This window comes from Halomonas sp. DP3Y7-2 (assembly GCF_019800795.1).
GTDB lineage: Bacteria > Pseudomonadota > Gammaproteobacteria > Pseudomonadales > Halomonadaceae > Halomonas > Halomonas litopenaei_A.
This window is the reverse complement of the sequence record NZ_JAHVKJ010000004.1, coordinates 132,857-145,967: the sequence shown is the minus strand read 5'-3', so window position 1 is coordinate 145,967 and position 13,111 is coordinate 132,857. Positions and strand designations below refer to the sequence as shown.

Sequence of the window (13,111 nt, the reverse complement as noted above, 5' to 3'; positions counted from 1 at the left end):
GTCAGGGTGCCGGGCCTTCAGATCATCTCAGCCGCAGCTTATTTGTTGCCGCCAAGCAGACCTCCCACGATGCCGGTCAGGCCACCTGTCTTGGCCCCCCCTTCAGAGCCGGAGCCCTCGCTGCCGGTAAGCCCTCCCGTCAGCTTATCGGTGACGCCGCCGACGGTATCCAGGGTGCCGCCGACCAGGCCACCATCACCCTCTGAACCCACCAGGGCGTTGCTGATACCTGACGTGACGCCTGTGCCACCGCCACCGCTGCTATCGCCTCCCAGGGTGTTGGACAGGGTGTCATTGACGCCGGAGACCAGGCCGCCACCGCTGCTACCGCCTCCCAGGGTGTTGGACAGGGTGTCATTGACGCCGGAGACCAGGCCGCCACCGCTGCTACCGCCTCCCAGGGTGTTGGACAAGGTGTCGTTGACGCCGGAGACCAGGCCGCCACCGCTGTCGCCGCCACCCAGGGTCGAGCCCAGTCCGGAGGTGAGGCCACCTGAGCTATCGCCTCCCAGAGCTCCGTTCAAGCCTTGGGTCAGATTGCCGCCAAGGCTGTCGTTGAGGCCAGCGATCAGGTTACTGTCTCCTCCCAGCTGACTGTCCAGGCCGCCGGTGAGGCTATTGCCGTCCTGGCTACCGCCAAGTCCCGAGAGCAGTGCGCCGTCACCCAGCAGGCCAGCAGACTCGAGCTTGCTGAGGCCTTGCCCATCAAGGCTTGCGATAAGGCGCGCTTCGTCACCTCCCAGCAGTCGGCCGGTGTTGGCGACAACGCCTCCGACACCGCTGACCGTGCTGCCAAGACCTGAGGCGAGTGCCCCATTGCCGCCGATGCGTCCACCCAGTCCATCCACGGCCACTCCCGCACGAATCAGCAAGTTGCCGGCTTCAGGCCCGACCACCAGCGCCTGACTGAGCTGCGTCACTCCGCTGTCGGTATGGATCACCACAGGGCGAACAACGGCGGTGATTTCACTGGTCAGTCCACCAAGGTGGGATGTCTGATCATTGAAGCTCAGGGCCAGGGCGTTGCCGGCCTGGGTCACGCCACCTCCCAGTTGCGCCAGGCTGCTGCCCAGTTGAGAAATGGCGCCGGTGCGGTTGTCCAGCTGCATGACCAGCGGGAGCTGGCGCAGATCGCCCACGGTGGCACCGAGACTTGAGACCACTTCTCCGGTCTCAGATACCGCGACGCCACCTCCCGCCAGGCTGGTACCCAAGGCATTGGGGTTGTTGGAAATATTGCCGACACCGTTGCTGAGGCCACCAGTGACCCCCGATACGGCCTCGCCCGAGTTGATCACGACATTGCCCAGGCCATCGGTAATGAATTCACCCTGACCGCCGAGGCTCTGCTGAGAGATGCCGTTACCCAGGGAAGTCACGGCGTTGCCGACGCCAGTACCGGCCTGGCCTGCACCGGCCACAGTGCGCTCAAGGTCAGTTCGACCATCGTTGGGTGCCGTGGTGTCGCCAGTAAGCAGGTCACCCAGGCCGCTACCATCGTTGGCACTGCCTCCACCGAGCAGTTCCCCTGTGGCGATGACGATCCCACCGGTGCCGGTGACGCTGTTACCTGCCCCGCCCAGCAAGGTGTAACGCTGCCCGATTCGCTGACCGAGTTCGCCCAAGGTTTCGCCGCTGCGCAGCAAAAGGTTGCCAGCCTGGGCGGGCAGTACCAGCGCCTGGGCCACGCGGGTCACCTTGCCATCGGTTCCCAGCAGCACTGGGCGCAGACTCGTGCTGAGCTTGGTCGTGAGCCCACCCAGCACCTGGTCCGAGTCCTCCAGGTTGACGCTGAGGGCATCTCCGACCCGCTCTACCTTCCCGCCGAGTCCCTGGACAGTGGTGCCAAGCTTGGTGACGAGACCTGTTCTAGCGTTCAATTCCATGACGACCGGGAGGGTGGCGAGGGCTTCCACCGTGGCTCCGGTGGCCGACACCATCTGGCCCGCTTCGCCGGCACCATTGGTGATGCCGGCAGCGGTGGTGCCAATATAGTTGTCATTGTTACTGATATCGCCAAGCCCGGTGCGAAGGCCGGTCGAGACATCCCCGACCACGTCCCCGCCCTCGCTGACGATGATGCCAGCCGGCTGTGTGACGCTTGAAAGCTGAGGAACGGCCTGCTGTTGGGAGATACCTGTGCCGATATCGGTAAGGGTCTTGTCGATACCGCCCGCCACGTCGGCTGTTTCGATGCTAATGTTTTCCAGCGAGCTGCGGGCAATACCATCGCCACCGTCTCCATCGCCGCCGCCGTCTCCATCGCCGCCGCCGTCTCCATCGCCGCCGCCGTTTCCATCGCCGCCGCCGTTTCCGTCACCGCCGCCGTTTCCATCGCCGCCGCCGCTTCCATCGCCGCCGCCGCTTCCATCGCCGCCGCCGTTATCCATGTCATCTCGGCCGCTGCGATCATCACCGCCATCGCTGGTGGCAGGGTCGTCAACATCGCCGCTGGTGATGGGATCCTGGCTATTGCTTGCCAGCGTGCGAGAGCTGCTGGAGTCGCCAGAGCAGGCGGTCAGGGTCGCCATGGCACTGGCCAGTGCGATCACAAGAAGTTTCTTTTGTAGAGTCATCGGTCGGTACCTCGCCTATGCCGCAGTAGTGCTTATTGGGGTCATCGGGTTGGCGCTTTTTACAAGCGTCACATCCTGTTGTTGTTATGGTTTAGATTAGATGCTTCTTACTGCATAGTTCCTTTTTACTAAGCTTTTGTGGGTTTTAATTGGTATTAATGCATTAAGAAATGTAAGTAATTGGTGAGCTAGTGTTTTGGTTAAAGTTGCGCTGACGCTTAACAGGTACACCCCTGCACTCGCGTGTTAGTCTTTTGGAGTAGACAAGGGGGAAGGCTATGTCCGCATGGCGAATTGGGTGGTTACTGATATCCGTGGCACTTGTTGCCTGTGACGACGACGGCAAGTTGTCTGGCGTCAATGTGGCCTCCGAGCAGGAGCGCGCCACTGAGGCACGCCAGCCCATGGCGGCAAGGGAATTGCCACAAGAGTCTCCTCCCCAGGAGGCTGAGGACGCATCTCCCATCGATGAGCGTCTTGCCGAGCCGGTGGCCGTTGCCCTGAACAGTCAGCTAGGGTCTGACCGGCGTATGTACGTCACGGCCACAACGAACCTGCCGGCGGGTACGCGGGTTCAGCTTCGGGTGGTGCGCGAGGCCAGCAATGTTCGTTGGCAGTCACGCACCCAGGTGACCGATGGCGCTGTCAGCGCCGGGCCGTATGGGCCTGGCAGCGGTCTGCCGGACGGGTACTATCGAATTGAATTCGCGACGGCGCCTGCGGACGTTCAGCCAGCGGCGGTAAAGGCCAGCATTGGCGAGCGAGGCAGATATCTGTCGGGGCCGCTGGTGGTTGAATCCGAGCATGGCCTGGGCAAGCTGGTGGAGACCAGCGAGCGGTTCCTGGTGGGGCAGGAGGTGCGGCGCACCTTGGATGATGTCGAGGTCCAGCAGCAACGCTAGCCGCGAGGGCCAGTCAGTGCCTGTGTGCCGAGAGCCGCTAGAAGGCCGTGGCAAATGATGGGGAATGAGAAGATCTGGCGCAGAAGAGTGTTGAAGGCGGAATACGCAAAATAGGCGTTGAGCGTTGTCGTGTGGGCGGCGGCAAGGGCAGCTCCGTTGCCGCTCGCTCTTTGGTTGATCACGCCGAGCTGTCGTTTCTCCACACGGCGACGAGCTTCGCCTTGAGGCGCATGCCGCTGTGATAAGGGGTGGTCGCTGTTTGTCCTTGGCGCTGGAAGGTCAGTTGGCCATTGGCGTCCTGAGCCACACGGCGTATATAGAGCTGCTGTTCTTCCGCGATCAAGTAAAGGCCGGGCTGGCGAAAGATATCCGTCGGGGCGACGGCTGCCAGGTCCAGGGGGCCTAGGAAGTCGAAGTGTTCCTGCGGGGCCGGTGTCACGAGATGGCAGTCGCCGTCCCAGCGCTGGTCGGGAATCAACTCCAGCGGAAGGTCAATACCCTTGTGTGCCACTTCCTGCCAAGGCAGTGGTAGTGATGACCGTAGATAGAGCGGAGAGGGGCGGCTTGGCTCACCCTCCAGCAGGTGGCTGAGCGGGCAATTGAGCGCCTGGGACAATGCCACGAGGCGCTCATGTCCAATCTGCTTGATCGTGCCGGACTCCCAATAGGAAATGGTAACGTCCGAGACCCCCACCTGGCGTGCCAGTGCTGCCTTGTTCAGGCCGGCTGCCATTCGTAAAGACTTGATGCGCGGACCCAGCGCGTCCATGGAACCACCCTGTCGACACAATAAGAGAACTTAGAATACTCATTCATAAGGTCTCCATATGCAATATCAGGAGTCAACGATATACCTAGGGTGCTGGGATAACTACCAGTCAATAGAGGTATTTGCCCAGTCGTAGAAGCCTCCACTGTCATCGGGGCCATGCTGTTCCACTACCTGAAGGATGGCGTCGGCAACGAACTCGGGACTGAACAGCTTGCCTTCAGGTACTCGTGCCTGGAACGGGCGAGAGAGCTCGGTGTCGGTCGTGCCTGGATGAAAGCTCAGCACGCAAGACTGTGGATTTAAACGCTTGAGTTCGATGGCTGCCGTCTTCATCAGCATATTGTGGGCGGCCTTGCTGGCCCGGTATCCGTACCAGCCGCCCAGGCCGTTGTCGCCGATCGACCCGACGCGAGCGGAAAGGCTGAGAAAGGTCGCGGGGTGCTGGCCTTTGAAATGGGGGAGCAGCGTCTTTAAAAGCAGGGCGGGCGTAATGGCGTTGATCTGGTAGAGAGCGAGCAGGGCGGCTTCGTCAAGCTCCTCAAGGCGTTTCTCGGGCTGGACGCCGCGAGCATCATCGTGCAGCAGGCCGACGGCATTGACCACCAGATGAACCGCGCCTGCCTGCTCATGCAGTGCCTGGGACAGCGCCTCTCGGCCATCTGCCGTGGTGATATCGGCGGCGATGGGCTCGTGCCGGGGATCCAGCTGATCCGTGGGTCGACGACTGACACTGATAAGCCGACCGAGACGCTGATCGGTCAGCAACCGCTCCAGCACCGCACGACCAATGCCACCGCCACTGCCCACGACGATGGCACAGTAGTCCTCGGGTAACCTGGGGGATGACTGCGACATGATCTCACTCCTCTGTTGTTGCGTTTGTATGTGGCGGCCGTTCGTGACGTTCGTTATGTCGTTCCGTTGGTTTCGCTGTTCCGTCGCTCCGTTGTGCGAGCCACCGCGCGTGCTCTGGGTTGACTCGACGTCAGGCTGAGCCTGCCATGCGCTCTGCATAGAGTGGCGCGATGGTCAGCGGTGCTGGCCCCTGCGCAATTGCGTCCACGGTGCGTATAATGCGCCCACGCTACCAGCTTGGCTTCAACCTATTCAGGATGCAGGACGTTATGACTGTTCGCACGCGTATCGCCCCGTCGCCCACGGGGGACCCTCACGTAGGTACTGCCTACATTGCCTTGTTCAACCTGTGCTTTGCTCGCCAGCACGGTGGAGAGTTCATCCTGCGTATCGAAGATACGGATCGAGTCCGCTCTACCGCGGAGTCGGAGCAGATGATTCTCGACTCGCTGCGCTGGCTCGGCCTCGACTGGGATGAAGGTCCTGATGTGGGCGGTCCCCATGGACCCTACCGCCAGAGCGAACGTGGTGAGATCTATGCCCAGCACGCGCAGACGTTGCTGGATGCCGGACATGCTTTCAAGTGCTATCGCACCAGCGAAGAGCTGGATGAACTGCGTGAAGCGCGCAAGGCCGAGGGGCTGCATCTTGCCCTGAAGCCTGCTGATCTGGCGTTGGAGCCGGAAGAGCAGGCACGCCGTGAGCGTGAGGGCATGCCTTACGTGGTGCGCATGAACGTACCCGCCAGTGGCCCCTGTGTGGTGCAGGACATGTTGCGCGGTGAGATCGAAGTGGACTGGGCGCAGGTCGATGCGCAGATCCTGCTCAAGTCGGACGGTATGCCGACGTACCACCTGGCCAACGTGGTCGACGATCACCTGATGGGCATCACGCATGTGCTGCGCGGTGAGGAGTGGATCAACTCGGCACCCAAGCACCAGCTCCTGTATGAGTACTTTGGTTGGGAGATGCCGTCTCTCTGTCATATGCCGCTGCTGCGTAACCCGGACAAGTCCAAGCTGTCGAAGCGCAAGAATCCGACGTCCATCAATTACTACCGTCGCATGGGCTTCCTGCCCCAGGCAGTGACCAACTACCTTGGTCGCATGGGTTGGTCCATGCCTGACGACCGGGAGAAGTTCTCGCTGTCCGAGATGATGGAGCACTTCGATATTCAGCGTGTGTCGCTTGGCGGGCCGGTATTCGACCTTGAAAAGCTGACCTGGCTCAACGGTGTCTACCTGCGTGAAGACCTGGATGATCGTGGCTTTCTCGAAGCGCTGATGAAATGGGCCTTCAACGAAGAGTACGTGTCCGAGATTCTCCCTCAGGTGCGCACACGCGTGGATACCCTGTCGGATGTCGCGCCCTTGGCGGGCCATTTTTTCTCCGGCCTGCCGAATATCAGTGAAGCAAGCTTCAGCGATATCAAGCTCGAGCGGGAAGACCTGCTCAAGCTGCTGCAGTTCCTGGTGTGGCGTTTCGAGAATGTGACCCGTTGGGACAAGGCGTCGCTGCTGGAGGAGGTCAAGCTCCTGGGGGCTCACTTTGATCTCAAGATGAAGGCACTGTTGGCTCCCGTGTTCATCGCGATCACCGGCTCTTCGTCCAGCACCTCCGTCATGGATGCCATGGCGATCATTGGCTCCGACATGACCCGAGCCCGCTTGCGCCATGCCATTGGTGTTCTGGGCGGCGTGTCGAAGAAGCAGGCCAAGCGTTTCGAGAAAGAGTACCGCGAGCTGCCGGCGGAATAGCCGTGAGCTGCCGATAAGCTAGCACCGCCGTCTGCAAGGGGCGGTGGCAACAGGCTGAAGAGCGCTAGCAAGAGAGGGCGCCAGCGCAACGTCGCTGGCGCCCTCTTGACGTTGAGTCCTTGAGTCGGCGGTGGCCGAGTCTCCGCGAGCAGCCAACGGCGTCGACAGGACGGCCACAGGCGCTCGGGCCTTCAAATTTCTGCCAGGATGGCTTGACCGAAACAAGTGGAATCAGTACTATACGCATCGTCTTAACGAGACGGGGCCTTAGCTCAGCTGGGAGAGCGCGACACTGGCAGTGTCGAGGTCAGCGGTTCGATCCCGCTAGGCTCCACCATCCTCGTTTCAGGCTGCGTCCCATTCGTCTAGTGGTCTAGGACACCGCCCTTTCACGGCGGGAACAGGGGTTCGAACCCCCTATGGGACGCCACTCTTCTTTTGATGCCGCTTATCTATATGCCTTGTCACTTGGCTTAATGCAAAAGCATTAGGCTGAGGGTTTCTTGGTCTGCGTAGCATTCTGCCTAGCTACATCTGTCAACAGATGTTGATGCCAAATTGGCCTGTGGATTATTGCCATTTGTTGTCATTGTCGGCTTGACAGCAAAGGGTATTTGTCCACCACCACTGCTCAACCTGCCCCGGTCAGCTCTCGCTTCGGGGATAGCGCCCGTGGTTACGCGTTTTTTATTTTTTTCCTTGTATTTCAACAGCTTACTTAAGGTCAAAAATTGACCAATTTAAGGTCGAGGCCCATTTCATGGCGATTGAGGGGCGGTTTCGATAGGTTGTGAACAGGGTTATCCACAGAAAGTGTGGAAAACGAGAGCCTGGGGGTATCAGGGGGAGGAGGTTGGCTTTCCAGATGGAGTCGCGAGAGGGCAGGCTGGGGGCAGCGTGATGTTGCTGCCCCTGCTGGTATGTGAAAAGTCAGTCTTTGCGATCCGTGGCCTTAAGGCGTCTCAGTAGGGACGACGTGTCCCAGCGTCCACCGCCCAGGGCCTGGACCTCTGCGTAGAATTGATCGACAAGAGCAGTGACGGGCAGTCGTGCATCGAGTTGGCGCGCCTGGCTCAGGCAGATGTCGAGATCCTTGCGCATCCAGTCCACCGCGAAGCCGTGATCGTATTCATCCTTGATCATCGTGTCGTGCCGGTTTTCCATTTGCCAGGAGCCGGCGGCCCCCTGGCTGATGACCTCGATCACCCGGTGTTGGTCGAGGCCAGCCTTTTCTGCAAAGTGCATGCCCTCGGCGAGGCCCTGGACAAGGCCGGCAATGCAGATCTGGTTGACCATCTTGGTCAACTGGCCGGCGCCAATGTCGCCCATGCGCGTCACGGCTCTTCCATAGTGAAGCAGGGTGGGGCGGGCACGTTCGAAGCTGTCTTCCTGTGCGCCGCACATGATGGTCAATGCACCCTTCTCGGCCCCTTGCTGGCCGCCGGAGACGGGGGCGTCAATGAAGCCCACCTCACGCTCTGCGCAGGCCTTGCCGAGCTCTTCGGCGAGGCTGGACGAGGCGGTGGTGTGGTCGACCAGCAGTGCTCCTGCTGCCAGTCCTTGCAGGGCGCCATCGGCGCCGGTGACCACGTCGCGGACATCGTTGTCATTGCCGACACAGACCAGTACCAGATCCGCCCCCTTGGCGGCTTCTGCCGGGGTCGGGTGGTGACTGCCGCCGAACTGCTCGGTCCATTGCTGGGCCTTTGCCGAGGTGCGGTTGTAGACGCGCACATCCAGCCCTGCCTGGGCAAGGTGTCCGGCCATGGGGTATCCCATGACGCCAAGGCCGATAAAAGCGACCGTGGAAATCTGCTGGCTCATCAAGAGGCTCCTTCGTCATTTTGTGGCTGTTGGATAAGGCGTGAAGGGTCAGCATAGCGCTTGTGGTGCCGCTGATTCATCCTTGAACCCTATTAACGACAAGGGCCGCCCTGGTGGGCGGCCCTTGCTGATGCTCAGTGTCGAAGCGATGACGCTTACTTCGTCGGGTAGTCGCGCTGGGTGTGGCCAGTGTAGAGCTGGCGAGGACGGCTGATCTTGTAGCTGTCGCTGAGCATCTCGTGCCAGTGGGAAATCCAGCCAATGGTACGAGACACGGCGAAGATGACCGTGAACATGTTGGTCGGGATGCCCATCGCCTTGAGGATGATGCCAGAGTAGAAGTCGACGTTCGGGTAGAGCTGGCGCTCCACGAAGTATTCGTCTTCCAGGGCAATCTGCTCCAGACGCTTGGCGATCTTGAGCTGGGGATCGTCTGCCTTGCCGAGTTCCGCCAGGACTTCGTCGCAGGTCTCTTTCATGACCTTGGCGCGGGGGTCGAAGTTGCGGTAGACGCGGTGGCCAAAGCCCATCAGCTTGAACGGATCTTCCTTGTCCTTGGCCTTGTCGATGAAGCGCTGAATGTTCTCTTCGGAATCGTCACCGATTTCGTCGAGCATGTTCAGGACCGCTTCATTGGCGCCGCCATGGGCGGGGCCCCACAGGGCGGCGATGCCGGCGCTGATGCAGGCGAACGGGTTGGCACCGGTGGAGCCTGCCAGGCGCACCGTCGACGTCGAGGCGTTCTGCTCGTGGTCGGCGTGCAGCATGAAGATACGATCCATCGCCTTGGCGTAGACCGGATTGATCTCGTAGGGCTCGCACGGATTGCTGAACATCATGTAGAGGAAGTTCTCTGCGTAGTTCAGATCGTTGCGCGGATAGTTGAACGGTTGACCGATGTTGTACTTGTAGGACATGGCCGCGATGGTGGGCATCTTGGCGATCAGGCGGATGGCGCTGATCTCGCGGTCCTGGGTCTGAGTGATGTCCAGGTGGTCGTGGTAGAAGGCCGCCAGGCCGCCGACCACGCCACACAGAATCGACATCGGGTGGGCGTCGCGGCGGAAGCCCTTGAAGAAGTTCGCGATCTGCTCGTGCACCATGGTGTGGTTGCGCACACGATGCTCGAAATCCTTGTACTGCTCGTCGTTGGGCAGTTCACCGAACAGCAGGGTGTAGCAGAGCTCGACGAAGTTGGAGTTCTTGGCCAGCTGCTCGATCGGGTAGCCGCGATGCAGCAAAACGCCTTTCTCGCCATCGATGTAAGTGATGCCGGATTCGCAGGAGGCGGTGGCCAGGAAGCCAGGGTCGAAGGTAAAGAGGCCTTCTGCACCGAGGCCGCGGACGTCGATGACGTCTGGGCCCAGAGTGCCCGAGTGAATGGGAAGTTCGACAGGGTTCTCCAGACCATCCACCGTCAGGGTCGCTTTTCTGTCAGCCATGTCTGGCCTCCTTCGTGTTCGATATGGAGCGATACGTAGTTATTTCTCACTAACGTGCCGACGAATAGGGGGTCGCCCGGCAAAAAAGGTTCGCCCACTATAGAAGCGTTCAGGATATTGTCAATTCTCCCATCGAAACCTTGCTGTTGTACTATGCTCAATTAGCAGTACAGTGTTTGTATAGTTTTTGATGCTTTGCATCAAAAATGGGCGTTTTGCGGCGCAGCATCTTGACGAGGTGGCGTTTCTATGCAGCTTTGCTGCATTTTGCTTCGAAGCAGCGAGCAAATTGTGACGCGATGCCATTTGTCATGGTGGGGGCATGTCCCTATAATTCAGGCCGCGACTGGCAGGAACAGGAGGTCGTGTCCAACTTGTCGAGGGTTGGTTCACGACAGCGCCCTTCCCAAAACCACCGCCCGCTCGGGCCTCTGGCCCGTCTGTCGTAGAGTGGGCCAAGAGAGTGTGTAGAGAGCCGTGAATAGCAAACGACCCGTAAATCTGGATCTGTCCACGATCCACTTCCCCCTTCCCGCCTTGACGTCGATTACCCACCGGATCACCGGCGTCATCCTCTTTGTCGGATTGATCTTCGGCTTCTGGGCGCTGGACGCTTCGTTGTCTTCCCCCGCCGGTTTCGAAGCCGTGCGTGACGCGCTGGCGCACAACTTCTTCGCCAAGCTGGTGGCATGGGGCCTGTTGTCCGCCCTGGCGTTCCACTTCGTCGCTGGCTGCAAGCACTTCATCATGGACGCCAACATCGGCGTATCTCTTGAAGGCGCAGTGAAGAAGGCTCAGATCACTATCGTGGCGAGCGTTGTTCTGATCATTCTGGCAGGAGTCTGGGTATGGTAACCAACATCACGAGCTTCAGCCGCAGCGGTCTGTCAGACTGGATCATCCAGCGTGCCAGTGCGGTGGTCATGGCCCTTTATACGGTGTTCCTGGTGGTCTACCTGCTGGCTCACCCGCAGCTCGACTACGCCACCTGGAGCGGTCTGTTCGAACAGACCTGGATGCGTATCTTCTCGCTGTTGGCCTTTGTGTCTCTCGCCGCCCATGCCTGGGTAGGTCTGTGGACCGTGACCACCGACTACATCAAGCCGACCGGCATTCGTGTCGGCGCCCAGTCCGTCATCATCATTGCCATCTTCGTGTTCCTGGTCTGGGGCATCCAAGTGCTGTGGGGAGCCTGATTACATGTCAACCATGCGTAGTTTGACCTTTGACGCCATCATCATCGGTGGCGGTGGTGCTGGCCTGCGTGCCGCACTGGAGCTGGCCAAGTCCGGCAAGAAGACCGCGGTGCTGTCCAAGGTCTTTCCGACCCGTTCGCATACCGTGTCCGCCCAGGGGGGTATCACCTGTGCCATCGCTTCTGCCGATCCCAATGACGATTGGCGCTGGCACATGTATGACACCGTCAAGGGGGGTGACTACATCACCGACCAGGACGCCGCGGAGTACATGTGTTCCGAAGGGCCGAAGGCGGTGTTCGAACTTGAGCACATGGGCCTGCCGTTCTCCCGTTTTGACAACGGTCGTATCTACCAGCGCCCGTTTGGCGGTCAGTCCAAGAACTTCGGCGAGGGTGGCCAGGCAGCACGTACCTGTGCCGCTGCCGACCGTACTGGACACGCTCTGCTGCACACGCTGTATCAGAACAATCTGAAAAACAACACCACCTTCCTCAACGAGTGGTACGCCGTCGATCTGGTGAAGAATGCCAACGGCGACGTGGTGGGTTGTATCGCCATGGACATCGAGACGGGCGAAGTGGTGCACGTCAAGTCCAAGGCGACCGTTCTGGCCACCGGTGGTTCCGGCCGTATCTATGCCTCCACTACCAATGCCCTGATCAATACCGGCGACGGTATCGGCATGGCCCTGCGCGCCGGCGTGCCGATGCAGGACATGGAAATGTGGCAGTTCCACCCGACCGGCATCCACGGCGCAGGCGTGCTGGTGACCGAAGGGTGTCGCGGTGAGGGTGGCTACCTGGTGAACAAGGACGGCGAGCGCTTCATGGAGCGTTACGCCCCGAACGCCAAGGACCTGGCCGGCCGTGACGTGGTCGCTCGCTCCATGGTCATGGAGATTCTGGAAGGACGTGGCTGTGGCGAAAACGGCGATCACGTCTTCCTCAAGCTGGACCATCTGGGCGAAGAAGTGCTGTCCAAGCGCCTTCCCGGGATCGTCGAGCTGGCCAAGACCTTCGCCCACGTGGACCCGGCCAAGGAGCCGATTCCGGTGGTGCCGACGTGTCACTACATGATGGGCGGCATCGCGACCAACGTGCACGGTCAGGCGATTGCTCAGGATGCTGATGGCAACGACCAGATCATCAACGGTCTGTATGCCTGTGGCGAAGCTGCCTGCGTATCTGTCCACGGCGCCAACCGTCTGGGCGGCAACTCGCTGCTGGACCTGGTGGTCTTCGGGCGTGCCGCGGGCATGTACATCGAGAGTGCTCTGAACGAAGGTATCGAATACCTGGATGCCCGCGAGTCCGACATCGAGACGGCGATGAAGCGCATCACTCGCTGGAACGAGTCCGAGGGCGGTGAGAGCGTGCCTGAGCTCAAGCGCGAGCTGCAGAGCATCATGCAGAACTCCTTCGGCGTCTTCCGTGAAGAGAAGAACATGGTCGAGGGTGTGGAGAAACTGGCGGAGCTGCGCGGCCGTATTGCCAACGCTCACCTGGCGGACAAGTCGCATGCGTTCAATACCGCACGTGTCGAGGCGCTGGAGCTGGACAACTTGATGGAAGTGGCTGAAGCCACCGCCATCGCTGCCCTGGAGCGTAAGGAAAGCCGCGGCGCACACTCGCGTTACGACTATCCGGATCGCGACGACGCCAACTGGCTCAAGCATTCCATGTTCTTCCCCGGCGACAAGCGCGTCGGTCAGCGCGACGTCAACTTTGCGCCGAAGACCATGGACAAGTTCGAGCCGAAAATCCGCACCTACTAAGGGGGAGTCA

10 protein-coding genes and 2 tRNA genes are annotated in these 13,111 nt (G+C 60.4%); 7 read left to right on the top strand and 5 right to left on the bottom strand.

Going from position 1 to position 13,111, the window contains the following annotated elements:
- Positions 1 to 38: 38 nt before the first annotated feature.
- Positions 39 to 2,576 (bottom strand): collagen-like triple helix repeat-containing protein, encoded by a 2,538-nt coding sequence (locus KUV45_RS05290; RefSeq protein WP_222164262.1) that lies wholly within the window; start codon positions 2,574 to 2,576, stop codon positions 39 to 41.
- A 278-nt stretch (positions 2,577 to 2,854) separates the two neighbouring features.
- Here KUV45_RS05290 and KUV45_RS05285 point away from each other — a divergent pair, with 278 nt between their 5' ends.
- On the top strand, positions 2,855 to 3,478 hold the full coding sequence (locus KUV45_RS05285; protein WP_222164261.1) for a hypothetical protein: 624 nt from the start codon (positions 2,855 to 2,857) through the stop codon (positions 3,476 to 3,478).
- A 178-nt stretch (positions 3,479 to 3,656) separates the two neighbouring features.
- Here KUV45_RS05285 and KUV45_RS05280 read toward each other — a convergent pair whose 3' ends face one another.
- Both KUV45_RS05280 and KUV45_RS05275 read right to left on the bottom strand, forming a co-directional pair.
- Positions 3,657 to 4,247 carry a helix-turn-helix domain-containing protein gene (locus KUV45_RS05280; protein ID WP_206944449.1) on the bottom strand — a complete coding sequence of 197 codons (591 nt, stop codon included), beginning with the start codon at positions 4,245 to 4,247 and terminating at the stop codon, positions 3,657 to 3,659.
- 102 nt (positions 4,248 to 4,349) lie between these two features.
- A complete protein-coding gene (locus KUV45_RS05275) occupies positions 4,350 to 5,105 on the bottom strand; it encodes an SDR family NAD(P)-dependent oxidoreductase (RefSeq protein ID WP_222164260.1) in 756 nt (251 codons plus the stop codon).
- A 269-nt stretch (positions 5,106 to 5,374) separates the two neighbouring features.
- Between KUV45_RS05275 and gltX the strand changes: the two genes are divergently transcribed.
- The 3 genes from gltX (at position 5,375) to KUV45_RS05260 (ending at position 7,292) form a co-directional block, all read left to right on the top strand.
- Positions 5,375 to 6,862 (top strand): glutamate--tRNA ligase, encoded by a 1,488-nt coding sequence (gene gltX / locus KUV45_RS05270; protein WP_222164259.1) that lies wholly within the window; start codon positions 5,375 to 5,377, stop codon positions 6,860 to 6,862.
- A gap of 261 nt (positions 6,863 to 7,123) precedes the next feature.
- Positions 7,124 to 7,199, top strand: a tRNA-Ala gene (locus KUV45_RS05265).
- A 17-nt stretch (positions 7,200 to 7,216) separates the two neighbouring features.
- Positions 7,217 to 7,292 (top strand) — tRNA-Glu (locus KUV45_RS05260).
- A gap of 500 nt (positions 7,293 to 7,792) precedes the next feature.
- Here KUV45_RS05260 and KUV45_RS05255 read toward each other — a convergent pair.
- Together KUV45_RS05255 and gltA are read right to left on the bottom strand one after the other, a co-directional pair.
- Complete coding sequence (locus tag KUV45_RS05255) at positions 7,793 to 8,686, bottom strand: NAD(P)-dependent oxidoreductase (RefSeq protein ID WP_222164258.1); 894 nt, start codon at positions 8,684 to 8,686, stop codon at positions 7,793 to 7,795.
- Positions 8,687 to 8,841: 155 nt separating this feature from the next.
- Positions 8,842 to 10,128, bottom strand: coding sequence for a citrate synthase (gene gltA / locus KUV45_RS05250; protein WP_206944441.1), 1,287 nt, complete (start codon positions 10,126 to 10,128; stop codon positions 8,842 to 8,844).
- Between the two features lie 477 nt (positions 10,129 to 10,605).
- Here gltA and sdhC point away from each other — a divergent pair, with 477 nt between their 5' ends.
- Genes sdhC through sdhA form a run of 3 tightly spaced genes read left to right on the top strand, consistent with a single transcriptional unit; the run spans position 10,606 to position 13,101 of the window.
- On the top strand, positions 10,606 to 10,983 hold the full coding sequence (gene sdhC, locus KUV45_RS05245; protein ID WP_206944439.1) for a succinate dehydrogenase, cytochrome b556 subunit: 378 nt from the start codon (positions 10,606 to 10,608) through the stop codon (positions 10,981 to 10,983).
- A complete protein-coding gene (sdhD, locus tag KUV45_RS05240; RefSeq protein WP_206944437.1) occupies positions 10,977 to 11,324 on the top strand; it encodes a succinate dehydrogenase, hydrophobic membrane anchor protein in 348 nt (115 codons plus the stop codon). The genes sdhC and sdhD overlap by 7 nt, the downstream gene beginning before the upstream one ends.
- Positions 11,325 to 11,328: 4 nt before the next feature.
- Positions 11,329 to 13,101 (top strand): succinate dehydrogenase flavoprotein subunit, encoded by a 1,773-nt coding sequence (gene sdhA, locus KUV45_RS05235; RefSeq protein WP_206944433.1) that lies wholly within the window; start codon positions 11,329 to 11,331, stop codon positions 13,099 to 13,101.
- Positions 13,102 to 13,111 lie beyond the last annotated feature (10 nt).

Excerpts from the sequence above, each read along its gene's own strand:
- KUV45_RS05290 (WP_222164262.1), bottom strand. The coding sequence starts at position 2,576 with ATGACTCTACAAAAGAAACTTCTTGTGATCGCACTGGCCAGTGCCATG.
- KUV45_RS05285 (WP_222164261.1), top strand. The coding sequence starts at position 2,855 with ATGTCCGCATGGCGAATTGGGTGGTTACTGATATCCGTGGCACTTGTT.
- KUV45_RS05280 (WP_206944449.1), bottom strand. The coding sequence starts at position 4,247 with ATGGACGCGCTGGGTCCGCGCATCAAGTCTTTACGAATGGCAGCCGGC.
- KUV45_RS05275 (WP_222164260.1), bottom strand. The coding sequence starts at position 5,105 with ATGTCGCAGTCATCCCCCAGGTTACCCGAGGACTACTGTGCCATCGTC.
- gltX (WP_222164259.1), top strand. The coding sequence starts at position 5,375 with ATGACTGTTCGCACGCGTATCGCCCCGTCGCCCACGGGGGACCCTCAC.
- KUV45_RS05255 (WP_222164258.1), bottom strand. The coding sequence starts at position 8,686 with ATGAGCCAGCAGATTTCCACGGTCGCTTTTATCGGCCTTGGCGTCATG.
- gltA (WP_206944441.1), bottom strand. The coding sequence starts at position 10,128 with ATGGCTGACAGAAAAGCGACCCTGACGGTGGATGGTCTGGAGAACCCT.
- sdhD (WP_206944437.1), top strand. The coding sequence starts at position 10,977 with ATGGTAACCAACATCACGAGCTTCAGCCGCAGCGGTCTGTCAGACTGG.
- sdhA (WP_206944433.1), top strand. The coding sequence starts at position 11,329 with ATGTCAACCATGCGTAGTTTGACCTTTGACGCCATCATCATCGGTGGC.